This is a genomic window from Geofilum sp. OHC36d9 (assembly GCF_052400685.1).
Lineage (GTDB): Bacteria > Bacteroidota > Bacteroidia > Bacteroidales > Marinilabiliaceae > CAZHHH01.
On record NZ_JBQTGJ010000002.1, the window covers coordinates 16,717 to 42,815 of the forward strand.

Genomic DNA, 26,099 nt, shown 5'->3' on the forward strand with positions numbered 1-26,099 from the left:
CTTAGTTTATGGACAGGCACTATTTAAACTGATCGGTAATATGCAGATAGTGCGTAAAGGGGGGAGAAAAAAGGTAAAAGGGTAAAGGCAACAAACACTTTGCCTACTTATTTACTTTAAACTTTCTTCCTCCTCTTCACTATTCACTTCCTACTTCAAACTTTTTACCTATCCACCCGGGCAGAGCCACCGCCAACAATTTTTTCCACCTCCGATAGCGTGGCCATGGTGGTATCGCCTGGCGTAGTCATGGCTAATGCACCGTGTGCAGCCCCATACTCTACGGCTTTTGCGCCATCATTAAATTCAAGGAAACCATAAATTAACCCTGAAGCAAAACTGTCGCCACCACCTACACGATCCATTATTTCCAGGTCTTCGCGATGTTGGGCTTCATGAATTTTACCGTCGGAATAACAAATAGCCCCCCATGAATTGACGGTTGCTGTTTTTACGGTACGTAATGTTGTGGCTATAGCCTGAAAGTTTGGAAACCCGGCGACTGCCATTTTGATCATATTTTTGTAACCCGACAAATCCAATTCCTTCAGATTCTCATCGTTACCTTCAACTTCCAAACCTAAGCAAGCCGTAAAATCCTCTTCATTACCGATCATAACATCCACATATCTGGCAATTTCACGGTTTACTTCCCTGGCTTTGGCCACGCCACCAATGGCTTTCCAAAGAGATGGACGATAGTTTAAGTCATATGAAACGATCGTTCCGTATTTTTTAGCTATTCTCACTGCCTCAATAACGGTTTCCGCTGCCGATTCAGATAACGCTGCGAAAATACCACCTGTATGCATCCATCGAACGCCCAGAGTTCCGAAGATATACTCCCAGTCGATATCACCTGGTTTTAATTGAGAGGCAGCTGTATTACCGCGGTCGGAAACCCCTTTTGCTCCGCGAATGCCGAAGCCCCGTTCTGTGAAGTTAAGTCCGTTACGAACCGTACGGCCGCAACCATCGTAATCGACCCATTTAACGAATTGGGTATCCAGTCCACCCTGAAGCATAAAATCTTCAATTAAAGCACCCACTTCGTTGTCGGCCAGCGCCGTAATGATGGCTGTTTTTTTACCAAAGCATTTTCTCAGGCCCCGTGAAACATTGTATTCTCCACCCCCTTCCCAGGCCCTGAATTGACGTGTCGTTCTGATTCGACCTTCGCCCGGATCCAGTCGTAACATAACTTCTCCAAGTGAAATACAATCGTAGGTACATTCTGATTTTAATTTGATCTTCATTTCAGCTGTTTATTATTTGTTTGTTTTTGCCATATAGAACCTGAGCATCCCTGCCCAACGTCCTGCTTTTTATATACCCAAAGCCTGTCCACCACCAATCTGGATAGTTTCAGCGGTAATAAAAGAGGCGTTATCACTTGCCAGAAAAGCCACAACAGAAGCCACTTCTTCAGGTTGTCCCAATCTTCCCAACAAAACACTGTTTTTCCATGAGGCAAACACTTCAGGCTTCGTCGATTTAATCTGAGCGTGGAAAGGCGTGTCAATGGTACCCGGAGATACGGCGTTAACTCTGATTCCATATTCGGCTAAATCTTTGGCCATTGCTCTGGTGATGGCATGCACCCCGCCTTTGGATGTGGCGTAAACCCCGGCACCCGGGCCACCTGCATTCCATGCTGCATTTGAAGTATAATTGATGATTGAGGCATTTTCTCCTTTCTTAAGAAAAGGAATGGCAGCTCTGGACGCAAAGAATACAGAATCGAGGTTTAAAGCCATCACGGAACGGTAAAATTCGGTTGTCATCTCTTCAAACCTCTGTCTGCCGCCCAGTCCCCCGGCATTATTTACAAGCACATCAATTCGGCCAAACTTTTTTCCAATGGCATTGATGTTAGAAGTTACTTCATCCTCTTTGGTCACGTCGAACCCGAAGTATTCAGCCGTAATTCCTGCGGCAACAAGCTCTGCGACTCTTTTTGCGCCTATTTCATCGTGAATACCATTTAAAACCACGGTATATCCATCTTTGCCCAGCCTTTTGGCCACTTCAAAACCTATTCCGCCTGTTGCACCAGTGACAACGGCTACTTTTCCTTTTAAATTCATAATTTTTATTTTTTAAGATTACTTTTCAAATTTCATCTGTTGATAATTTGTCTCTCAGTTGCCATATTGAACTCGCCGGAATAATCATCCTCCTGTGTGTGAATCAATTTCCACGGCTCGTTTCATCTTTCCATTATTTAAAGGATGAAACGCATTATATTAACATTTCCTACTTCTCTTCTACCGGCCTTATATTCCTCGCAAAGAAATAAATAGCTCCAATTCCCAGCGGTACAAATGTTGCAATGATGATAAAAATAGGCGTGTAAGAAACTTTAGCAATCATTGGAATAATGAAGTTTAGTATAATCACCGAACCGATACCAATCATTCCTCCAAGACCAGCCAGAGAACCGACTGATTTTCCGCTAAAGAAATCGCTTGGCAATGTTTGTATATTACTGATAGCGAATTGAAAGCCAAACAACACCACACAAATAACCAATACAAAATTAATCGGCTCACTCTTAGGCATTAGCAGAGTTGCTATAAGACCAGAAAACATGATCAGACCACCGGTTAAAATTGTAACCTTCCTGCCTTTGTTAATAGAATTACTTTTTGCTATTATCCTTCCCGATACATAACCTCCAAGAATACTCCCTATTGCAGCACCAACATAAGGCACCCAGGCAAACATCGCAACCCCTTTAACATCCAGGTTAAACTCTTTGGATAAATATAAAGGCATCCAGATCACAAAAAACCACCAAATTGGTTCCATAAAGAAACGGCCTAATATGACAGACCATGATTCCTTATATGATAATATTTCGCGTAAACTGAGACCTTTTGAGTCTTTGGTGGATTCCTGATCGACCTTACTTTGTCCGTCAAGGATGTATTTTCTTTCTTCATCGGTCACCCAGGGATGCTTTTTAGGACCGGCTTTGTTTATTATTAACCAGGGAATAATCCACAGCAATCCGAATGATCCTATAATCATAAAAGTTACCCGCCAGCCAAAGGCGACCCATAAAGCACCAATAAACAGTGGCGCAATGACCGATCCCATAGATGCCCCGGCATTAAACAACCCCTGAGCAATCGCACGTTCTTTTATGGGGAACCATTCTGCATTACTTTTTACCGCACCCGGCCAGTTTCCGGCTTCAGAAATACCTAAAGTAGTACGTAAAATACCAATTGAAATGGCACCTCTGGTAAGTGAATGAAAAAAAGAAGACAAGCCCCAAATTCCGATACTTAACACATAACCAATTCTCGTACCCACTTTATCAAATACTTTACCTGAGAACAATTGTCCAAAGGCGTAAGCAATCAGGAATACATTTGAGATTAAGGCATAATGACCTTCTCCTAATCCCAATGAATCTGAAATAGTGCCGGCTTCTCCGGCTTTACCCCACATCAGGGCCAGAGCACTTCTGTCGATGTAATTAATTACAGTAGCTAAAAAAATGAGCCCGATAATCCACCATCTGAAACCTTTAATCTTACCTACTTTCCACCATTTTTTTTCATTTTTCGTCATGATTTCTATTTTTTGTCGCCGAAATAAGAAACTGCTGTTCCATCAAGAAAATCTTCGCGCACGGGGCTGAAAACATCGATTAAAATGCCTGCCTCCAGACACACGGCACCGTGTACCAGATTTGGAGCAATGTAAACGCCTTCTCCTGCTTCGATAATACTTTTTTCGCCATCGATGGTAAACTCAAACTTTCCGGCAGCACAATGCGTTGCCTGAGTGTGAAAATGCTTATGAGGAGAGCCCTCAGCCCCTTTTTCAAACTTTACTTTCACCATCATAATCTGGTTATCCCAACCCTGAAACTGACGTGATACGCCTCCACCAAGGTTTTCCCAGTTCCCGCTGTTTTTGATAAATTTTTCGCTTGCCATAATCGAAGATTTTAGTTTGTGAATACTTTATAATTTCCAGTCCAATTTATTGTTTGCCCTTCTACACTTATTGAATTTTCACCCGCATTTGAAAAGCTTAAATCGAGCAAAAGCTGAATCGTTTTATCGTTTTTTAGTTTTAACAGAACAGCCACTTTTTCGCCGTCACCTTCTATTAACTGCAACTCTTTTACCGAGCCTTCGGAACCTAAAACCGCCTCGCTGACCGGATTGTAACTTCCATGTATCTCGTATACTGTAAGCAGTTTTTTGTTTTTCGAATCGGGGAACCGAAACAACATTCCCATTTGTGGCCGTAAATTATAGTTAGGGTCGTTGGCCCCTAAACGGGTAATGTAACAGTCAACTCCTTTGCCTCCCAAAACTGTAACGGAGTAAAATCCGGTACCATTCATCCAGCTAAGGCTGGCAGTGGCCGGGATATTTTTTGCTTCGGCATCCACAATCAAATGCTGATAGCCATGGGCCTTTCCAGGCGTTTTGTATTGATTTAATCTGACATATTTAAAATTGGCATCAATGATCTGCCCGTTAAAATACACAGGCAAATCGTACAGGCCGGCCAATCGGCTTTTAATATCAAACAAATCAATCAAATAAACCCTTTCGTCTACTTCCATCAAGGCCAAAGTACGCTTCAAAACAGCTCCCTCGTAACAATGTTCGTCGATAGCTGAAACAATTTGAACCTCCGGATTTTCCAGATCCGCAAAAACCAATTCCGGATTGTATTTTTCGGCTTCATCATAGCGACCTCCAAACCCCGACTGCCCGTTAATAACCAATGTGTTATGTGCAACGGTCTGATTTGCCCAGGTTTTATTTTCAGGTAAATAAGTGCCCCCTTCTTTGGCTACCACATTTAAAAAACGGGCCGCGCCATAATCCGGTAATATCTCCTGTCCTTTGTCGTAAAGACTAATTCCGAGGCGGTCGAAATGCCCGTGCCCCATCCCCTGCGAAGCAAATTTAAAAAGCAGCGACGTTTGCTTTTCGCTTTTGCCCAGCCGGAGTAAAGCAACCCCACCTTTATCGCCATTAGCGCCATCGCGAATAATCATTGACTTACGCTCAAATTTTCGGGCTTTACCTTCGGCAACGGCTTTTGCCACGGTTAAACCTTCAGCGCTTAACATCACCTGATTTTGCAGGTTTGCTACGTCGAGTATAGTGGCCTCATTGGTGCGGGCATAAGCAATATTGGTTCCGAAAATTAACTCGGAGGTTAACCACGATTTTTCTTTAATTGCATCGTTAATAGGATAAAATCTACCATCCGAATTGGTTAGCTGAAGCACCGTTGTTACCGCTTTTAATAAAACCCCCTCTCTGTAATCGAAGATCTTTAAGTCGGGACGGTTGTTCTCGAGTGCTTGTGCAAATACCATGAAAGGCAATAACGCATAGCGCTGATAATAGGGACCTTCGGCATAATAACCATCGGGCGAAAACAACTCATCAATCTGTTTCAGGAACCCGCCTGAGCCATCCAGTTTTGTGGAATACAAGGCTTTTTGCACCATCAACGAATCCGCCAGAACCATGCCTGTCATCCCGACCCCGGCAACCGCCCAGGTGCCGTGGTTATGTACCCGGTCGAAGGAATACTTATCCTCTTCAGTAAAGAACTTAACCATATTCCTAAAAAGATTGTCTTCAATATTGGCTCTCTCTTCCACCGACAGAAACCCGTAAATACAGTCGTAGGCCTGAATGGTATACACCAACCAAACCGACTCGTTTAACCCCTGCCAGAATAGTTTGCCCGGCGCCTGGTTCTTTTGCATAGGATGAATGCCCAGAGTAGGATAAAGCCTGGCATATTCAACTAACATATCACGGACAAAAGCAGCATATTTATCGTCACCGGTCAGCTGATAAACCAATCCTGCATTATACATCTCCAGATAATTGAGTTTGTGCTTTTCGTGGGTGTAACCACCGCCCGGATCTTTTGGAAAAGGCACAACAATTCCGGCTTCAATCCCCTTATCGGCAATGTCTTTTGCATTTTCGAATGAAGATTGCAGCAAAGGGTATTGCTTCAGTCCCTCAATCATTTCAGGCACCGATGATTTTTGAAGAATTAATTTAGGAAACCCTTCATTCTCTGAATTTGTGGCAATTTCCTGGCGGCAAGAAAAAAACGATGCCACAAACAAGAGAAATAAATATGTCGGAATATGTTTCATTATAGTTGTTTAAGCTTCAATTATTAAACCTTAATTCCCTCAAATCCTCATTAAAAGAAATTACGTACTGCTTCTAAATCCTTTTTCATAGAAACTGTTTATTTTATTGGCCGGATATTTCAATCCAAAAGGCCATGCTATGCCACCTTCAACCGTTGCATGACGAGTATTAATCCAAAGAATTCATGTCCCTTTTTTGAACAACTTCTCAATAGAGTAAAAAGTGACCTGCCGATAATTTCGGGCACTAACTATTGCAACAGGTCAACTTTCATAAGAGCCATCATTTCTGAAACATCAATACATGTTCAAACTGCTCATGAACCATTCAATGATTAATATTCCGAATTTTGAGGCAACAAATTGGGATTTCTCACCAATTCATCAACAGGTAATGGAAATAAATAGTCGCGATTCGGATTAAATTCAGCTTTAACGCCTTCCAATCCGGAAGCACCATATACTTGCGTGCCCAATTTTCTTCGGGCAATGTCGTACCATCTTTTAAACTCAAAAGCAAGTTCCCATTTACGTTCTTCCAACACCATATCTCTAAAATCTTCCTGAGATAAGCCGGAGACATCAGCAGGGAATGAAGACCCGTTACCACTTCTGGCTCTGGCTCTTACTCTGTTTACATATCCATCGGCCTCAGTCGTTCCGGGATCGACTTCGTTTAACGCTTCAGCGGCAATGAGCAATACCTCAGCGTACCGCATCATCAAATAATTACTATTAGTCGTTCGTCCATTTCCTTCGGCAGCGGGCCCCGCTTTACGGGTATATTTTGCAATATGTGGACGATCGACACCTGAGGCGTATCCACCAATACCAACATTTGTAAATGAGTCATAAGATATTACAACATCATTAAAAACGGCCGTGGTATCTAAACTAACTGCTTTACGGTAATCCCGGCCATCCCAGGTGGTATATACGGCCATAGAAGGCACCTCAACAGACCACCCGCCACCATAACCATACTGATCATCGTTTCTAATACCAGTAAATGCGGCCTGATAATTCCGCCCCTGATCGCCATCGGATTGCCCGATAAAATCCAACACAAATATTGGTTCCAGAGAAGCATCGACTTTAGATGCGTCAAATAGATCCTGAAAATCGGGCTCTAAACCTAATTCATAAATATCTTCGTTGTCAATAACTTCCTTTGCTTCGTCATAGGCTTTTTGATATTCACCCATCGTTAAATACACTAAAGCCAAATAAGAACTTGCAGCAGACTTAGCCGGGATTGATCTGGCAGCTTGTGTATTTGGCAGCCATGTTTTGGCAAACTTCAGATCTTCAATAATGTTTTTATAGACATCGTCGACTGAAGTTTTGCCAATAGAACCAGCGGCTTGTATATCGGTTACAGGCTCGGTTAAATAAGGAATCTCACCAAATTGGCGGACCAAATGAAAATAGGTGAATGCTCTTGCAAAATAGCCTTGCGCAACAATCGGATTTTTCACTTCATCCGCAACATTGACCAATTCAGCGCCAGAAATTGCCTGATTAGCGGCCGCAATAATCTGATAGCATTTGGGCCAAAACAGACCAATCGTTGAATTATCAGCCAAAAGAGCTACGTTATTAAACTGAACCCGTTCAGGATTAGTAACATTGGGATTCAAATCGACCATGTCTCCTCGCAGCATCAGTGCCATTGACATCTCTCTGGACATAAAATACCGATGGAGCATATGACCATAAGAACCATTTACGGCAGTTTGTATGTCGGTCGTTGATTGAAAGAAACCCTCCGGCGCTAACAACCCTACAGGTTCTTCTTCCAAATCTGAACATCCTGTAATTGATAACCCTATAAAAAAGAATAAGGATAAATATTTATATTTTTTCATAATGTAGGCGTTTTAACTGTTGACTAAAAATTTAAACTAAGGCTGAAACTAACCGATCTAATAGTTGGGTAATTTCCAAAATCGAACCCATTGGTCGTATTACTATCTCCGCTATCTTCGCCACCAGAACCAAAATAACTCACTTCAGGATCCAAGCCAGAGTAATTTGTAAAAGTCAACAGGTTTTGCGCGCTAACAGACAACCGAACGCCCCCCAAACCGAACTGTTCAGCAATATCTGTAGGTAAGTTATAACCTAAAGCGATATTTTTTAATCGGATATAACTACCCTTTTCCACAAACCTGGAAGAAATCTCTCTATTCCTATTGGCTACCACGCGAGGTATATTTGAGTCTGTGTTAGTTGGTGTCCAGGCATTCAAAACATCTTTAAGCGCATTTGAGTCGCCGTTAAACAGCTGTACATTTGTAAGGTTAAAAATATCGCCACCATGAGAACCCTGAAAAAAGATATTTAAATCGAAGTTCTTATATGTAAACGTATTTGTAATCCCCATCGTCCAATTGGGATTAGGGTCTCCTATATTTTTTTGATCGTCAGTTGTTATAACACCACTTTTATCTAAATCTGAAAATAACGGATCACCTGCTATAGCACCAGAAAATGTCGCGGTACCGTCGGGCAAATCACCTCCCTGATAAACACCTTTATATTCATAGCCCCAAAAAAGGCCTACCGCTTCACCCTCTCTTAAAATATGGGTACGATCAACGTTAAAATATCCTGGTGCAGCATCCATGAATACATCTATACCACCAATCAGCGATTCGACCTTATTTTTATTTGTGGCCCAGTTAAAATCGGTCGTCCATCTAAAACTCTCTTTATTTATGTTTCTGGTATTTAAAGAAATTTCAAAACCTCTGTTATTTATCTCGCCGACGTTTCTGATACTTGCTAACGTCAAAAAGCCAAGATATTCCGACTGACCCTGATCGGCCAAAAGGAGGTCTTTGGTATCGATGTTATAATAGTCTAATGAAAGAGAGATTTTATTGTTTAACAAACCTAAATCAACACCGACATTTGTTTGGTAAGAAGATTCCCATTTTAAATCGGCGTTAGCAGCCTGATCGGGAACAACAGCATTTACTTGTTGTCCGTTAATTGAGGTAAAAAGAGCGCTGAAACCTGCCAGCGATTGGTAAGCATCAATGGCCTGGTTACCCGTTATACCGTAACTCACTCTAAATTTGAGGTTAGAAATGGTCTCGTTATCTTTTAAAAAGTCTTCATTGCTCACCTTCCAACCAAATGCACCAGAGGGGAAGATGGCATATTTTTCATTTTTCGCAAAGTTAGATGCCCCGTCACGTCTCACAGTAGCGGTTAATAAATATTTATCATCATAATCGTAATTAAATCTTCCGAATTGAGATAAAATTTCCTGATCTGTAAAAGATGAAGTAGGTATTACAGTGACAGAACCACCAGCTAAGTTATAGTAAGAAAAACTATTAGAGATAAAATTTTGAGCGCCGGCAGAAAATCTTTCTGAAGTCGTTTTCTGATAAGAATAACCTGCCAATAAGGTTAAATTGCCTTTCCAAATTTCTTTGTTATACGTCAGGTAATTCTCACTCAGCAGGTTTGTCCGCTTAAGATTTGACAATGATGCTTTACCTCCCGTACCACCTCCGGCTGTAATAATTAACGTTGATGGTCTGAAAACCCCTACAGTTTCATTCGTTGAGCTAAGTCCGAAAGTAGATTTAAAAGTAAGGTTTTCTAAAATATCATAATTAGCATACAAATTTGCTCTAAAATTGTCAGTTTTAGTTTCATCAACAGATTCAGTTGCAACGGCATATGGATTATCAATATTATCACCGATTGAGCTGATGGTGTTTACACCGTTTTCATCCTGCACGGGCAAGTCCGGCATAAATCGAAACATCAGGGAAACCACATCATCACCACCGCCATTAGCCGTTTCGCCCGTCGATTGTGTAGGAACGCCACGTTTGGTTCCTCTGCTACCAAAAAGATTAAAACCTAATTTTAATTTATCAGTTACCTGGGCATCAATATTTGACAAGAAAGAAATTCTTTCAAAATCAGAATTTATAATAACTCCCTCTTGTTTAAAATAAGTAGCCGAAGCATAGTAGTTGGCGTTATCGCTACCTCCCGAAAAAGAAAACTGATGATTCTGGGTGTTTCCAGCTCTGTACAATAGGTCTTGCCAATCTGTATCGGCAGGCCCCTGCACATAACTTGAGTTGATGGCTTTCTGATAAACCGCAAATTCATCTGCATTTAATAAATCCAGCTGTTTTGCCGTATTTTGAACAGAATAGGTTGTATTGACTTCCACCCTTAATTTACCACTTCTACCTTTTTTTGTCGTTACTAAAATAACGCCATTTGAACCTCTGGAACCATATATAGCTGTAGCTGATGCATCTTTTAAAATCTCCATTGATTCAATATCATTGGGTTGCGGCATAACTGCGCCCACAAAACCATCGACCACAATAAGCGGAGAACTACTGGCATTGATAGAGGTATTTCCTCTAATTTTTATGTTGATGGGTGCTCCCGGCTCACCACCATTATTAGACTGCACCACCACACCCGATGCACGACCTTGTAACGCTTGTGCTGCGTCTAACACAGGGAATGCTGTTAATTCACGGGACTTGACCGAAGATATAGAACCTGTCACATCGCTCTTTTTTCGAGCGCCATACCCCACAACCATAACTTCTTCAATATTTGTAAAGTCAGGTCTCAATCCGACGTTAATATTTGAAGCACCCGAAAATTCAATTTCCTGGGATACATTTCCAACAAAAGAAACAACAATTATCCCTGATTGAGATTGCGTTGTGAGGGTAAAACGACCATCCATATCAGTAACGGTACCGTTTGTTGTCCCTTTTTCAACAATTGTAGCTCCTGGCAAGGATTCATTATTATCTGCATCAACAACACTTCCTGTAACCTGAACCTGAGCAGAAACTCCAATTGCAAAAGCCAGTAGTGTTAAAGCAAGACTTAAGAATTTTTTCATCTATCTAATTTTTAGAGTTTAAATAATTGGGTTAAGCATCTGACAAATAAGCTCTGTTTCTGTAACCGGATTTACATTCGGTGAAAAAGGTTCTCAAAATGCCTTCTTCATATAAAATGCGGTTAAACCGGCAGCAATAAAATTCGTCGATGCAGGGTTGTCTATAGGGCATGCATTCCCCTGTGCTATCCTATATAATTCAGGATGGTTCTGTACAGATGTGGAACTATTTTTCACTTCCTTCCATAAACCCGATTTCCTGCTCAATTCAGCACAGCTTCACCCATATTGCAGGGAATGATAGTATGATGCACCATTTAAAAGGCCTTAAGAGGCAGGAACAACAGTTTATGAAAGAATGATTGTTGGAAGGTGAAGAAGTCCGGAAAAAACGGATTCACGGTCTGCCGTATTTTTTCACCTTGATACTCAACAACGAGTGTGCCCACAATGCAGACATACACGACCATTCGTTCTTTGGAGATCAAGCAAATATTCACGGCATGAGTTATTGTCGGGAGAACGTTCCATAAATTTGGAAATGGTAAGCGTTGTAAATTTGTTCTCCACTTTTTATCCGACTTTCCAGTTAAATAGCTATTTTTGGAGCGGACAAAATGCCTAAATTCAATAGTGATATTTGTATAGGGCGGTTTTATCTAATATTTTGATATTTGTTACCTGCAAGTTCCTAATATCAGATTTAGAAGATTTTACCGTAAGTTCTCTAAAGGATTGGCTTCTGGTCAATCCTTTTTAACTGGTATCATAATTATCATACATATAGTTAAATTTTAATTATTTTTCTTCGCCTTTGTATGACGAACTAAAGTCCAGTACATCTTTCAGATGGCTACGCATGGCCTCTTCGGCACCTTTTGAATCTTGTTTAACGATACATTCGAGGATTTCTTTATGATTTTCAAATGATTTGTAAAACCGACCTTCACCACAAACATTCAATTTCTTGTAGATTTCAAGAATATCGGGAATCAAAATTTGCATCAACGACTTAATAACCATATTACGGCTTGCTTCAGCAATCCGAAGGTGAAAATTAAAATCTTCCCTGACACCTGACAATCTGGCGTCTATCGTATGCTTGTAGGCTTCGAGACTCTCTTCCAGGTCTGCAATATCACGTGATGTACGGTGTAAAGCAGCCTGCCCGCAAGCGTATGTTTCCAAAATAACACGCGTTTCAACCAAATGGAAAAAATCATCTTCGTTTAATTTTATCACATTTGCAATCAAACCCTCCATGGCTGAAATATCAGTTCCGGAAACAATAGTGCCGCTTTGTGGCAACGTTTTTAAAATGCCATAAAACTCGAGTTTTTTAATGGCATCGCGAACATAAGTTCTGCCGACTCCAAACGAGTCAGACAATTTTCTTTCTGAAGGCAATTTATCGCCTGGTTTTAACTGACCCGATGCAATAGAATTACGAATTTGTTTAATTATCTTATCTACCGGACTTTCTACCTCTATGGTTTTGAAATTCGCCAAAACATCCATGCTTCGTCTTTTTAAATGTTTATTATTTCATTCTTCGGTTAATGTTTATGGCACAGCTTGCTGGCAACACGCCATAAATAACACGGCCTTAAATGATAATTTCACAAAATGATTCTCAACTAGCCCCCCATTATTCATGACTATCGCCTCCAAGCTGACCATTTGCTCTGGGAAACTGACATTTTTCAAGCTTCTAAAACCTCAAAAATAAATCGTTATTCTCTGTCACGGGAATTTGATTGTAAGCACTAATTAATACCTTTCTTAATAGACTTGTTTATTTGGTTGACCAATCACTAATAATTGGTTGACCAAATATAAAAAACAATTATTAACAATGCAAAATATTTTAATGTTAAAATTTCAATCTCAACTAAAAGTATCACGATTAATTTTCAACACATTACGCAGTACAAGGCGCGATACACCGCAAACACACAATGAAAATTTTAAAAAATAAAAAATAAAATTTAACATATTCATGTTTGCCATCGCACAGACAAAAATTACCTACTAACCTAACAGCTGATTCACAGAAAATCAAAATTACCAGCAATTCCAATGGCTCGGTGGACGAAATTATGACAGCCGTACCGTCCCCGTATCCATCAGAGTTGACCGACATCAACTCTGAGACTACCAACAACCGGAAATGGGAAAAGGATACGGCGCATAACCCCGTATCCATACAGGCAGCTTAGACGATACACTGCGAGTTATTTTAATCCTTAAGATCAGGGACATTTGCCATATCGTTTTTTTTGAGAGGGGGGGGAAAAAAGCGGTATAAGAATTTTACTCAATCTGGCACATTTCAAACCCAAAGAATTGAATAAAATCGATTTTATCCCTACTCAGTGGCACATTTCGAACCGCAATACATACGCGCAACTGCACCTTTATGTGGGTTAGTTCTTATAATTACACAATACCCCTTTATCAAACGAAAACATCAAAGAGTGTATTTATTTAATTGAAATGCAAGTTATTGCGAAATATTTTTAAAAATTAACGCATCTCCATTAATTGTCAATGAATAAATACTTTTTTGTTTTGTTTAATATTTTCGCCGGTTAAGACTAATAAATAAATACCAGCTGCCATATTCGAAGTATTAATTTCGCAAACATCCGAATACAATAAACTACTTTTTACATTAAAGCCGTTTAACGAATACAGATCATAACGATAAAAAACGTTGCCATCTATGAATTTCAGATAAATTTCATCGTTTGAATAGTATAATTTAAACTTTTCTTCATTTCGTAAATTTTCAATTGATTGAGGAGAGGTAAATTCAAAACAGCCCATATCGGGAGCTAATCCGGAATAACTAAGAGTAATGCCGGCATTATCAGTTTCAGGTATAATTGTTCCTTTATCAATAAGGTCGCTGTTTGAAGTAAGGTGTCCAAAAGTAATGTCGGGTAATGAACCATTCGCTTTACGTGGTAATCGCAATTGAGAGACATCAAGAGAAACAAAATCATCGTCTGTTACAGAGACATCTGTAGCCATTGTCCATTTAAACAAGCTTCCCGATTCTTCCCAAAAATCAAAAGTATTATTTGATTCTGTATAGTCATTATCAACGATAAAATTTTGGGGTCTACCTGCCGCATCCCTGTCTGTTGAGCCATAGATAATATTGTTTCTGTAAATACTATTAATCTTATTGTAGCGATTCGCCAAACCATTTTGCATTCCGGCCCCATTTCCATACAACAAATTATTATATATTCTTGAGTTATTTTGGAAATAAGGTTCATACTGCAAATCATAAATCCCAATACCCTTATTATGGGCCATTATACAATTAGTGACTATTCGCAAAGGAATCGTTGCATTGATAGAATCAAATACACCTCCGATCTTTAAGCCATTACCATCAATTGAATTTTCATTGCCATTAGAAAAAAACCAGCAGTTACGATAAATAACAATACCATTACCGCCTATATCACTTCCATCGTCGGTACAATTCCATGATCTGCAACCATCTAACAAATAAACCGGGAATACCCCATTCGGATTATTTTCTTCAGTTACCTCGTAACTCTGAAGGGTAATTTTATATGCATCAGCTGAGTTGCCAGGCACTTCACTTAATGCATCATTGCAATTAAAAACGTCAACATTAATAAATCGCGTTGTATCATAACCGGGGTCGGTATGGTAACCTAACAGGCTGGAGCCGCCAACCCCCCGGCCTCCGATATCAGAAACAGTGACATTTTCAAATATCAAATTTGTGGTTCCGACTATGCCAATTCCGGAAGCCGGCGAATAATCGCCAACGCTATTTGGAGTTGACGGTTGAAACACATTTCGAATGGTCAACCCTTTAAAGTGAATAAAATCGGCATTGTATATTGATAGGCCTACATTATACTGATGACCGGTAATATCAACTTCGGAACAATCAAGTATCGGGTTTTCTCCCGGATAGTTGAAAAAACAGATTGGATTGGTTTTAGTGCCATCGTATCCATAGATACTACCTTGCCAGATAAAAGATTTATTTGGAGCGATAACAGTAACAGCATTCCCTTCTGTATAGTTGATTGGTTTCCACACGCCGTCTCTAAAATAAACTGTATCACCTGGCTGTGCCGCCTCAAACGCTTTTTGCCAGGTACCCCATGGTTGATCGTAAGTGCCCGGATTTGAATCGCTACCGGTTGGTGAAACATAATAATCGCCTCCAATATCCTGAGACATAAGCAAAAAGATCGGTCTTATAAATATTAGTATCAGAATTAATTGTTTCATAATTGTAGTATTTTTATTCGGTTTAGGATATAACTTATTAATTTTTAAGACTTGAAATATTGCGTTTAACTACGTTAGCTGTCTCAAAATAGTTGCCAAAGAACTTAAAATATCATTATCGTTTTTTGCATGAAGAAGTAATTACATAATATCTCTTAATCAAACGAAGACGTCTATCAACACAAATACAGTCAATAAAAAGTCCAAAACCAATAGCTATTAAAAAATAAGTTAAGACCATAAACTTTGGTGTGAAAGCAACGCAAGACAAGCCTGATCATTTTTGCTAAAAATACAGAAAACCAATATTTAGGCTATGATATCAATTTTCAGTTCTACCAGGATGCCGTTCAACCTGAGATAATCATTCGGTCGTTGCGTCGACTCATTATCCAGTCTGAGAACCTCGGTCTATTTCTTCATTTAGGTAAACATCAGGATTAAATTTTTCCATGTAGATTTCCGGCCTGGATAGATTTGTAAATCCGTATTTTTCATACAGCCATTGCGCCGTACTTGTCAATAAAATCCAACGTCTTAATCCTTGCAAATAGTTATATTTAATAATTGTTTATCACTATTGTCCGGTAAAAAATATATTCTCCATTTAAGTGCTCAAGCCGCACGGGCTTTTACTTTTTTTACTCATTAAAGTTTTTATTTCAAAGGTATTCGTGATCCGCTTCGCTCCACTACAGCAAAATTCAATAACATTAAATTTTGCGTTTAGTGAGTGCAGTGTGCAAACTTGTTTGCGACAATGCCGAACGTAGCAAAATTCAATAATATTAAAATGCCGCCGCTGCAAGTAATTTCCTAAAAATCAATTTCATTGTCTAAAATCCGGAAACTCGCTTCGCTCAGACAGCCCGGATTTCTTTACGCCAATAAAATTGATTTTCTTAACGGAAATTCCTTGAGGCGGAAAGCAACCCCAATATCTCCTATAATCTCTGGCTCGCACATTGGAGCCGGGTTCTAATCATTTCTCTAAATTTTTACCGGGCACCAATAATTGTTTATTAAACGTTTAACCAATTATTCTACAGAAAGAAACTGCATTATCCAAAAGTTGCTACTAAGACCTTTACACAACACTAAAATTTCTGTTTCTTCTTTATTGACAAAAACAAAATTTGCAGTTACGTCAATAGGGGTCGTTTGCGCATCAGGTTGGTAGATTAAATCGTAATCATAACTTTTCACAAGTGTATAGTCATTATCTTCTACCTGATAGAGACTTGTTGATTCATCTGTGGGGAAAGCGACCTCTTTTATAAGCCACAAATAATCATTGCTGTGATAAAGGTCCCTAAGTCCATAGTAACCCTCGATTCCAATTTTACCAATGGCGCTGATGTCGGCATCGAATGTATTTGTTGATCCGGTAGAACTTGTGGTTCGGTAGACATTTAGATTTCTGCTAAAAATATAGTCCCCATTTTGCGAAAACCAAAAATTATATAAATCCATATGTGCGTAGCTCTTTTTGCTTTTGGTCGCAATATCATAAGCTAAAAAGCCACTTGGCGATGTAGCGTTTCGTGTAGCTATGAGATATGGCTGGTTGGGTACTTTCTTGACGATTGATTTGCCATCCAGGTCATACTGATTAGGGTCATCGTATAAAGTGCCGTCAGCTGTATTAATCCAGTGAAGGCCAAAGACGCTTTCTCCATTTTGTGTGTAACAAAACCAATCATTTTCAGCCCATGCAATATCATTTACTGAATAATTCAACGTATAAACTGTAGTTACTGTATTGCCAGACAAATTGATGGCACTTATAAACCCGTTGTGCCCTACGGCCGCTCTAGTCCAGTCTTCAGAAATAGCTAAACTGGTCGGCGACTTGCTTAATAATATTTCATCCTGCACATTTCGTTTCATTACATCATAAGCAATAAACTTGTTGGGCGAACTGGTTACATAATACAAAGTGTTCGTATTTTTATTAAATACGGCGTCTATAATATTTCCATCAACAGCATGTATATTCTCAGAAATTCCCGGTGCATTAGCTATTACCTTTATACTGTACGAAGGATAAAAACTGTCGTTGGTTTTCAAATTTACGATTGCTGAATTTTGCCCCGGCAAGAGTTTTGTTCGATCACAGCTAAAAATTACATTACTACCGTATGTATAAGGAAAAAACATTCCACTTGATGGTGTAATAGTAAGCCATTCAGGGATGTCTTTAAATTCCCAAACAAGAATTCCATTTCCATAATTATAGAAATTTATTATTTCTGACGTTTCCGTAAAAGAAAAATTAATGGTACTGGTATAAATTGTTAATTGCGGTGTACCCAGGTCAGCTGTAACATTTATCGTTATACTCGGATGCTCCTTATCATTTGTAGATAGCACAATTGCACCTGTCAAACTCGCGGTATACACTTCGTCAAGATTATAGCGAAGAGGTAGACTATACGAAGCATTTGGAGAAATATAAAAGGCATTTGATTCAACCTGAGCAGTATCAATAACCAACCAGTCGGGCATACTTGTGATTCCCCAAAGTAAAATACCTTCCCCGCTATTGCGAATTGACAAAGCTAAAGTGCTATAATTGCTATACGATAGCGTCAGGGTCGTTTGTACCTGCGCAGTGGGATTTCCCTCGGTTATGTACGCTACAGGAACTTTATAATTCTGCCCATCTGCTTTTACGGTCATAAATTCCGTGTAAATACCCACCGCTTCGAAATCTGGATGCCTGGTGGCCGAACATTGAACAATTGCAATACTATCAGACAAATGCCCATTATTGGAACCAATTTCGAGCCAGGATGGTTTCGAAACAATTTCATAATCAACTTCATTAACCGATGGAAGCTTAAAAAGATAGTTGGAACTTTGCCAATCGGGCGAAACATAAATATTTGATAAGCCCAGGGTAAAAGATCCCGATTCAAGATTTTCATTCAGAAAATCTTTGGTACAACCTGTTATCAGGTAAAGTAAGGTAAATAAACTAATGATTTTAATGAAAGGTCGCATATTAGAGTTGGTTAATGGGTACATTAAAAATAATAACGTAAAACAAAAGAGTAATCAATACGGGATAATTTCATCGCGTCGGAAAGTTCCTGATCATTAACTGAATAATTACTACTATCGGTTCCTTTTGATTCAAGACTTGCTTTTTTTAACAAACTCCATATAAAACTACCTCCTAAGCCAACCGATACGGCCTCCGATAATCTGTATTCAGCCGTAAGTCCAACTTTTGCGCTAAAAGAATTTCCGGTGAGTAACATATTATTTGTAATATCAGTGTAACTGGTGCTTTGAATAACACCAGGACTTGGATACACATGTTGATATTCCATACGAAAAAACATAACCCCAGCCGAAAGAGATTCACTAATCACAAATTTTTGTTGTGCGTCAGGATGTTGTTGAAAAAGGATTGATGCCCCCAAATAATTGGCATACAGATGGTATTCTTCAGAGCTAATTAAAAATGCAGACGGATAGTATTCACTTGGGATACTGCCACTCGAACTCGTTTCAAAAAACGAATATTCTACGCCCAAACCTAAAAAGCTATTGAACAGGTAATGTGCACTGGCATTTATATGAATGCCTGTTTCTAACTTGTTATAATAATCCGGTAAGGCAGATAAAGCTTCATAATTGTCGAGGTACCAGGGCATGGTCGACCAACCGGCATTCAATCCCAAACATAAAGGTTTGTCAGGCTTTGATGATTCCTGTTTACCCATTTTTGATTTTTCCCTCGATTGATCAGATGTCAAATATTCTGACACTTGAGATAATGAAATAGATTTGCCGGCGATTGATCCGTCATCCTTTTTAAGTTCGTAAAAAATACGATCATTGCATATCGAGACTATTTCGCAATGTATTGTATCAAGTTTAATACTGATAATTTTATCCTGAGCTTTCGCGGTGATAAACAGGAATAAAAACAAGGGGAGTAATACGAATTTATTCATAATTTGTATTTGAAGTTATGGTTATGGCGCTTTGACTATTCAAAAATAAAAAATTTCTGTTAACAGTTATGGTTCTCAATTTTAAATGCCAGCCCATTTTTCAGTTAATCTTAAAAAGTTATGGTTCGTTAAATTTCCGATTTTCTCCTTAATTCTCCATGTTAACAATGCTGCGCAGGTTACCAGAAAATTTGCGCCAACAAGGGATAAATATTTCATATGTTTATAATTTGTTTTTCAGTTGCCATATGGAACTCGCCAGGATAATCATACTTCTGTGTGTGAATCAATTCTCATGGTTCGTTTCATCTTTTTTGAAAATATGTTTTTGTAGAAATTAGTTCAAACTTCAGTTCATTGCTTTTGCTTTTTTCTTGCTTTCCCTTTGGTTTTTTATGGCTTCCCGAGCATTTTTCCTCAATGCTTTTCCATTTTTCCACGTTGCCCGAGCATTTTTCCTTGTTGCTCTTGCGTTTTTCTACGTTACTTTTGTGTTTTTACTTGTTTCTCAAGCCTTTTTCCAAAGTTGTCTGATCTATTTACGGAATTCTATTTAAATATGTTATTATTTTATGCCAACATTTTCATTCTCCAGTTATTAATGATGTAGTTAATCTACCTTTAAAATAGAATTAGCCACACGTTTTTCGCCATCAACTTTATTAGTATAGTAACGCTGTTCGATGCCCCAAAGCAGATGTTTGAGTTCTTCTCAGGAATAGAGTGGATTATTTCGAACGTTGAGTGTATGATTTCGTAAGGGATTGCGGGCTGCGTCTGTATCCACCGTTACAAAAATTGAAGCGGGAGACTCTGCTTCGCATACCTCTGAAACCCTTATGAATTATACACATTGTTGGCTGTATGTGCTTCATTTTAGCGTATCTATTAATTTATCTAATGCGTCATTTGTCCAACCTGCACCGACACTCAAATGGTCACAGTATATTATCGTTTGGGAATTATTCTTATATACAAATCCCTTTATTTCCCGCTGGTTATTTGCCCCAAATTTTACCTCTTTAAAGTCAGACGTAATATTAAACAAATCTTTTAATTGTTCTATTTGCAGATACCCCTTTGCCCCGATAACAATTTTTGAAAAGTTCTTATAAAAATCATTCTTTAAGAGTTCTTTTCTCTCTGAAATCAATTTGTGCCCTCTGCTATATTTTGAAGGGATATGATTAATCTCGGTAATAAAACAGTCTGTAAAAAATGAGTCTGTAATATTTTCTGTTTCCTCAAAAATATCTTTGGTATTTTTACTTTTCAATCCCGCAATAATTTGTGCGTATATTCCCCAAGTATGACGAGGTCTCATTTTTTGAGTATGATATTCTCTTGGGAAGAATGGATTAAACTTCAAATCAGTCAAAATATTGGTGGGGTTGTTTAAAATAGATTCCCATTGTATTATATTATTAATACTCTCTTTAATAAATAATTCAGGATGCATCTCAATGTCAAAGCCTTTTTCTTTTCAATAAATAAGATATCTGAATCTGGATTTCCAAAGCCAATATAATATGGATTTGACAATTTCCATACTTCCTGTAAATCATTAACTTTCACACATAAATCACCCCACAATAATTCTCGTCTCTCAGAATCCTTACACTTCAATAATTTTAAAAACTCCGACTTTAATGCAGTATCCTCAAATCTTAGTTTGTCAATGTAATCGTAATATTTATCGTCCCATTTCTCTTTTAATAATGTTTTCATTTCTGTTAAGGTTTTTCGGTTTTCTACTCCTGCATTACAGCCAACGCCCCCATATCGTCATTAACATTTCATGTATTAAATAGCAATTACCTAATATATCTTTATCAAAAAAAAACATCTTTATAAACAGTCTTCATGTCGTTTTCACAAAAAGACCTACTAAAATACTGCAAACTAATGCTTATTACAAGAAAAATATTATGAAGTAAAATTATAAAAGAGGACAAATCAGACAAATAAAGTAAATTCAGATTCCAACCATCTTAAAGAATTCATAAAGCTTTAAATTCCGTGCTTCACAAATCCTCATTATTGTAGTAAGTGCAATTTGATATTCTTTGTCTTCTCTTATTCGACGAACCGTTTTTTCATCAATAAAGTGTTCTTTGGCAAAAAGACTATTATTATTAGTAGGTATAACCCAATTATCCCTTATAAATTCAACGATTTGTCTATTTACACTATTCATAGTGACAAATAAAGGTTATATCTGAAAAAACAATTCGGACTGAAATCCGAATTATGAAAAATTTGTATATATTTGTATAAAATTGCATTGCTATCAAATATTTTAGCGATACTTCGATAGATGATTATAATTGAAGCATTCGCTTAGATTCTCACCTTTGGAAACTGGCACTTTTTAATGGTACGAGAAAATAAGTGGAATAGCTCACGACTCAGGCGTGGGCTCACTTATCGTTCCAAGGTATGCCAGTACCTCAAAGGTGGCAAATTGAGTTCCGCGCCCTCTTTATTTACCGGCGCACCGTTATAATCAAACGACTCAACGCCGGATCTTCTTCCCGCAAGGGTGCATTTCATCTTTACATTTTTTTAAAACGGTTTAATCTTAACAGTTATCCGCTACTTATGAAACATTAGTCAGGCCTTATCACAAAAAAAGCCCGCTACAACAGTTTGGCGACGTGCAGCAGGCTTATTAATTAACCAAAGTCAGTTAAATTAACACATCAAAATTATGAAAAATTTCTCACACACGGCCATATCGGCTCCGGTATGCATTGCTTTGCGCGCGCCGTAACATATTTCTCACAATAATTATTTACGGGATTAAACACAGTCGGGTCACTCAATATCAGGGTCACCACGTCTGAAACGGGCATTTCCCATCATTTGCAAAATAAATTCCACCAAAGGGGTTATGGGAATGCTATGCCTTGATCCGAAGGGGGCAAAATCAAATCAACACATTAACAATCAGATAAAAACAGATATTAATATGAAAACATTTCAGACCAAACCCACCGAAGGGGTTGCGCAAGTACGTGCCGTTGAGCCTGTCATTATGGGTCTTCGGCTACTGTTGGCAACGCTGCTGCTGTTGCTGATACTGGTTTCGTGCCAAGACGACGATACGTCACCCGGGGAGGTTCGCGACCCGTCGCTTCCGGTGCAGCTTGATGCCTTTATGCCCGACAGTGGTGGCATTCGCACCAAATTTATTGTGAAGGGGTTCAACTTTGGGTCGGATATATCGAAGATACAGGTTCTCTTTTCGTCGGACGAACGAGCGGCCACTGTTTTGGGGGTTAACAACAACACCATTTAAGCTGTTACGGGCGGCGACATCATTGCGGCCGTTGACAATGCCGGCAGTGAGTGGCCGCATCGGCCATAGAATACCAATGTCGGTCAGACAATAGCGTTTTTGGGCAAGCGCTGACGAAGTTATAATAGTATGGAAGGATGTATGCAGTTTATACATAAAAAACTGCCAAAAATTAATCTTGTTAAATAGAAATATAAAATTTCGGACATGAGAAAATTAAAATTACAGACTGATAACCTGCGAAGAAAATTAAGCGGCCTTTTAAAAATGGTTCCACTAGTATTGTTGATTTTGGTAAATATTATAACAAACTCAACCATTGTGTATGCCGCGGTTCCTCAAAAAGCAGGACAGGTTACCGGAGTTGTTAGTGATGAATTAGGTAATCCAATTCCGGGTGTTAATATTTTTGTAAAAGAAACCACCATCGGAACCGTATCTGATATTGACGGCCGTTTTACTTTGAATGTTTCCGCAACAGAACAACCGGTTTTGGTTTTATCATTTATTGGTTATGAACTCAAGGAGATAGAAGTAGGCGAACAATCAGTATTTGATGTGACCATGAAATCATCACTGGCATCGTTGGACGAAGTCGTTGTTGTTGGTTTTGGGACACAAAAAAAGGTAAATATAACGGGTTCTGTGGCGACAGCTTCATCTAAAGACCTGGAAAAACGACCTGTGTCCAATGCAGTGCAGGCTTTGCAGGGAGTTATTCCCGGTCTTAACATCTACAATAGTGGTGTTGGAGGCGAACTTGATGCTACCAAAACAATTAATATCAGGGGAACCGGGACTATTGGTGATGGCTCAAAAGGAGATCCTCTGATACTGATTGATGGTATGGAAGGAGACATTAATACCATCAATCCACAGGATATTGAAAGTATTTCTGTTTTGAAGGATGCGGCATCCTCTTCAATTTACGGATCAAGAGCTCCTTTTGGTGTTGTACTTGTTACAACAAAAAGTGGGAAAAAAGGCAAAACGGTCATCAACTACAATAACAGTTTTCGTTATAAGACACCGGTAATGATGCCTGACATGCAGAACTCCTGGGAGTTTGTCAACTTTTTTGATGATGCTAATTTCAATGCGTCCAATTCACATTTATATAGTGACGATTATAAACAGTTGGTTAAGAGCTATTATGATGGCGAATTAGAACCTTCGGATGTTGCTTATTTGGGTAGTGGTGGAAAATGGAACTATGACTACACCTATGCCAATGTTGATTGGTTGGATGAATACTATAAAGACTGGTCTCCATCGCAGGAACACAATTTTAGCATCAGTGGAGGCAATACTGATTTCACCTATTATATTTCGACAAATTACATGACAGAGGAAGGTTTCATGCGTTATGGCACAGAAGGTTTTGACAGATATTCACTTAGTGGAAAAATTTCGGCACAATTGACTGACATCCTAAAAGTTGATTATTCAAATCGTTTTATCAGAACTGACTATGCCCGTCCTACTAATATGAATGAAGGATTTTACGATCATATTCTTCGCAGGGCACGCCCAATCAGGGCAAAAAAGGACCCCAATGGATATTATATGTCTGATATAAACTACATACAAACCATGTCGGAGGGCGGTCGTCAGAAAGAACAGAATGATGATATGTATCAGCAGGTGAAAGCAACCTTAACGCCGTTAAAAGGATGGAATATTATAGGAGAAATGAATGTTAGAACAGGTAACGACTGGACGCATTGGGATCAAAAACGAGTTTATTCTCATTATGCCGATAATCCTGAAAACACCTATAAAGCACTAACCAGTCCCAATAACGATCAGGTTTATGAATACTCGTATAAATCCACATTTCTGAATCCAAATGTTTATACCAATTATTCAAAGCAGGTTGGTCGACATAGTTTTACCGGAATGATGGGATTTCAGTATGAGCAGATGAAATACCGTGATATGAATGCCCAGCGTGCTGATATGATCACGACTGATTTACCTGTATTAAATTTAACCACCAACAATGATAACATGTCTATCAATGGACAATATCAGGAGTGGAAAACAGCGGGCTTTTTTGGGCGTTTAAACTATGATTTGGATGGTAAATATCTGGCCGAATTAAATTTAAGATATGATGGCACCTCACGTTTCCGCGCTGAAAAGAGATGGGCCTGGGCTCCTTCGGCTTCTTTGGGTTGGAATATGGCACGTGAAAGTTTCTGGAGTAATCTGGAGAATGTTATCGGCACTTTTAAGCTAAGAGCTTCGTATGGTGAATTATCGAATCAGAATACAGACAGTTGGTATCCAACTTATCAAACGTTGCCAACAGGTGCCGCCGATGGGGAATGGGTCATTAACGGTGCCAAGCCTAATACTGCATCAGTTCCGGGATTAATCTCTTCATCTTTAACCTGGGAAAAAATACAAACAACCAATTTGGGAATTGATTTTGGTGCCTTCAGGAATCGCTTAACAGGTTCTTTTGACTATTTTGCCAGAAAAACGACCAATATGGTCGGCCCCGGCGTTGAACTACCTGCAACACTCGGTTTAGATGTGCCAAAGACCAATAATACCGACCTGAAAACAAGCGGATGGGAACTGGAAGTTTCATGGAGAGATCAAAAAGGTAAATTTCAATATGGTGCAAGGTTGAATGTGTCTGATTCCAGAACAAAAATATTACGGTATGGCAATCCCACGGGAAGTTTAAGTAAATACGTAGAAGAATACTATACAGGAAATATCTATGGATATACAAGCATAGGTATTGCGAAGACCGATGCTGAAATGCAGGAGCATCTGGAAACGTTGCCCAACGGTGGTCAGGATGCCCTGGGAAGTAACTGGGCTGCTGGTGATATTATGTATGCCGACATCAATGGGGACGGTAAAGTGAATAATGGCGAATATACCATTCATGATATGGGTGATTTAAAAAAGATCGGAAACAGCACCCCCAGATTTCTTACAGGTATAACGCTTGATGCATCATGGAATGGATTTGATATTCAGATGCTTTGGCAAGGGGTATTAAAACGTGATTTTGACCCGGGAGAGAATAGTATGGTATTTTGGGGTGCGACCGGTAGTGGTCAATGGTGGTCAACAGCTTTTTCTGAACACCTTGATTATTTTCGCGACGATTCGGATCATCCGCTTGGTATGAACACTAACTCGTATTATCCCCGTCCGTTGTTTAACAACAAGAATCACAAAACTCAAACCCGATATCTGCAGGATGCATCTTACATGCGTTTAAAGAATTTGCAAATAGGATATACTTTTTCGAAGTTTTTGGTCCGTCAAATTTCTTTGCAAAATCTACGAATTTATGTTTCCGGAGAAAATTTGCTGACGATGACTAATTTATCAAAAACGATGGATCCGGAAACTGCAGGCATCGGAAAACAGGGGGGTACTGTTTATCCGCTTTCAACCGTGTATAGTTTTGGCTTAAGTGTGAATTTTTAAACTGAAAAC

General features: G+C 39.1%; 17 protein-coding genes. 3 read left to right on the forward strand and 14 right to left on the reverse strand.

The window, feature by feature from the left end; translation table 11 throughout:
- Positions 1–164: 164 nt before the first annotated feature.
- The 8 genes from ACT3CD_RS02980 to ACT3CD_RS03015 form a co-directional block, all read right to left on the reverse strand.
- Positions 165–1,256 carry a sugar kinase gene (locus ACT3CD_RS02980; RefSeq protein ID WP_444642802.1) on the reverse strand — a complete coding sequence of 364 codons (1,092 nt, stop codon included), beginning with the start codon at positions 1,254–1,256 and terminating at the stop codon, positions 165–167.
- Between the two features lie 69 nt (positions 1,257–1,325).
- Positions 1,326–2,087: an SDR family NAD(P)-dependent oxidoreductase gene (locus ACT3CD_RS02985; protein WP_444642804.1), complete on the reverse strand. Its 762-nt coding sequence runs from the start codon at positions 2,085–2,087 to the stop codon at positions 1,326–1,328.
- Positions 2,088–2,256: 169 nt separating this feature from the next.
- Positions 2,257–3,582, reverse strand: coding sequence for an MFS transporter (locus ACT3CD_RS02990; protein WP_444642806.1), 1,326 nt, complete (start codon positions 3,580–3,582; stop codon positions 2,257–2,259).
- A gap of 5 nt (positions 3,583–3,587) precedes the next feature.
- On the reverse strand, positions 3,588–3,953 hold the full coding sequence (locus ACT3CD_RS02995) for a cupin domain-containing protein (protein ID WP_444642808.1): 366 nt from the start codon (positions 3,951–3,953) through the stop codon (positions 3,588–3,590).
- A gap of 11 nt (positions 3,954–3,964) precedes the next feature.
- Positions 3,965–6,166 (reverse strand): heparinase II/III domain-containing protein, encoded by a 2,202-nt coding sequence (locus tag ACT3CD_RS03000; protein WP_444642810.1) that lies wholly within the window; start codon positions 6,164–6,166, stop codon positions 3,965–3,967.
- A gap of 335 nt (positions 6,167–6,501) precedes the next feature.
- Positions 6,502–8,034 carry a RagB/SusD family nutrient uptake outer membrane protein gene (locus ACT3CD_RS03005; protein ID WP_444642812.1) on the reverse strand — a complete coding sequence of 511 codons (1,533 nt, stop codon included), beginning with the start codon at positions 8,032–8,034 and terminating at the stop codon, positions 6,502–6,504.
- A gap of 23 nt (positions 8,035–8,057) precedes the next feature.
- Positions 8,058–11,072, reverse strand: a complete 3,015-nt coding sequence (locus tag ACT3CD_RS03010; RefSeq protein ID WP_444642813.1) for a SusC/RagA family TonB-linked outer membrane protein — start codon at positions 11,070–11,072, stop codon at positions 8,058–8,060.
- Positions 11,073–11,870: 798 nt separating this feature from the next.
- Entirely contained in the window at positions 11,871–12,590 is a 720-nt protein-coding gene (locus tag ACT3CD_RS03015) for a FadR/GntR family transcriptional regulator (RefSeq protein WP_444642815.1), read from the reverse strand.
- 485 nt (positions 12,591–13,075) lie between these two features.
- Here ACT3CD_RS03015 and ACT3CD_RS03020 point away from each other — a divergent pair, with 485 nt between their 5' ends.
- The gene (locus ACT3CD_RS03020) at positions 13,076–13,291 is read left to right on the forward strand and encodes a hypothetical protein (RefSeq protein ID WP_444642817.1); all 216 of its coding nucleotides are present in this window, start codon (positions 13,076–13,078) and stop codon (positions 13,289–13,291) included.
- 328 nt (positions 13,292–13,619) lie between these two features.
- On the opposite strand, the gene ACT3CD_RS03025 is transcribed toward ACT3CD_RS03020, so the two are convergent.
- The 6 genes from ACT3CD_RS03025 to ACT3CD_RS03050 all read right to left on the reverse strand — a co-directional run bounded on the left by ACT3CD_RS03025 (position 13,620) and on the right by ACT3CD_RS03050 (position 21,527).
- Entirely contained in the window at positions 13,620–15,362 is a 1,743-nt protein-coding gene (locus ACT3CD_RS03025; protein WP_444642819.1) for a right-handed parallel beta-helix repeat-containing protein, read from the reverse strand.
- Between the two features lie 1,038 nt (positions 15,363–16,400).
- A complete protein-coding gene (locus ACT3CD_RS03030; protein ID WP_444642821.1) occupies positions 16,401–18,368 on the reverse strand; it encodes a BACON domain-containing protein in 1,968 nt (655 codons plus the stop codon).
- Between the two features lie 23 nt (positions 18,369–18,391).
- A complete protein-coding gene (locus ACT3CD_RS03035; protein WP_444642823.1) occupies positions 18,392–19,330 on the reverse strand; it encodes a hypothetical protein in 939 nt (312 codons plus the stop codon).
- An 871-nt stretch (positions 19,331–20,201) separates the two neighbouring features.
- Positions 20,202–20,789, reverse strand: coding sequence for a hypothetical protein (locus ACT3CD_RS03040; RefSeq protein ID WP_444642825.1), 588 nt, complete (start codon positions 20,787–20,789; stop codon positions 20,202–20,204).
- Positions 20,747–21,058 (reverse strand): hypothetical protein, encoded by a 312-nt coding sequence (locus ACT3CD_RS03045; protein ID WP_444642827.1) that lies wholly within the window; start codon positions 21,056–21,058, stop codon positions 20,747–20,749. The genes ACT3CD_RS03040 and ACT3CD_RS03045 overlap by 43 nt, the downstream gene beginning before the upstream one ends.
- Before the next feature lie 247 nt (positions 21,059–21,305).
- Positions 21,306–21,527 (reverse strand): hypothetical protein, encoded by a 222-nt coding sequence (locus ACT3CD_RS03050; RefSeq protein ID WP_444642829.1) that lies wholly within the window; start codon positions 21,525–21,527, stop codon positions 21,306–21,308.
- 774 nt (positions 21,528–22,301) lie between these two features.
- Between ACT3CD_RS03050 and ACT3CD_RS03055 the strand changes: the two genes are divergently transcribed.
- Both ACT3CD_RS03055 and ACT3CD_RS03060 read left to right on the forward strand, forming a co-directional pair.
- Complete coding sequence (locus ACT3CD_RS03055; protein WP_444642831.1) at positions 22,302–22,631, forward strand: hypothetical protein; 330 nt, start codon at positions 22,302–22,304, stop codon at positions 22,629–22,631.
- Between the two features lie 207 nt (positions 22,632–22,838).
- Positions 22,839–26,090 (forward strand): SusC/RagA family TonB-linked outer membrane protein, encoded by a 3,252-nt coding sequence (locus tag ACT3CD_RS03060; protein ID WP_444642833.1) that lies wholly within the window; start codon positions 22,839–22,841, stop codon positions 26,088–26,090.
- The last annotated feature ends 9 nt before the right edge of the window (positions 26,091–26,099 follow it).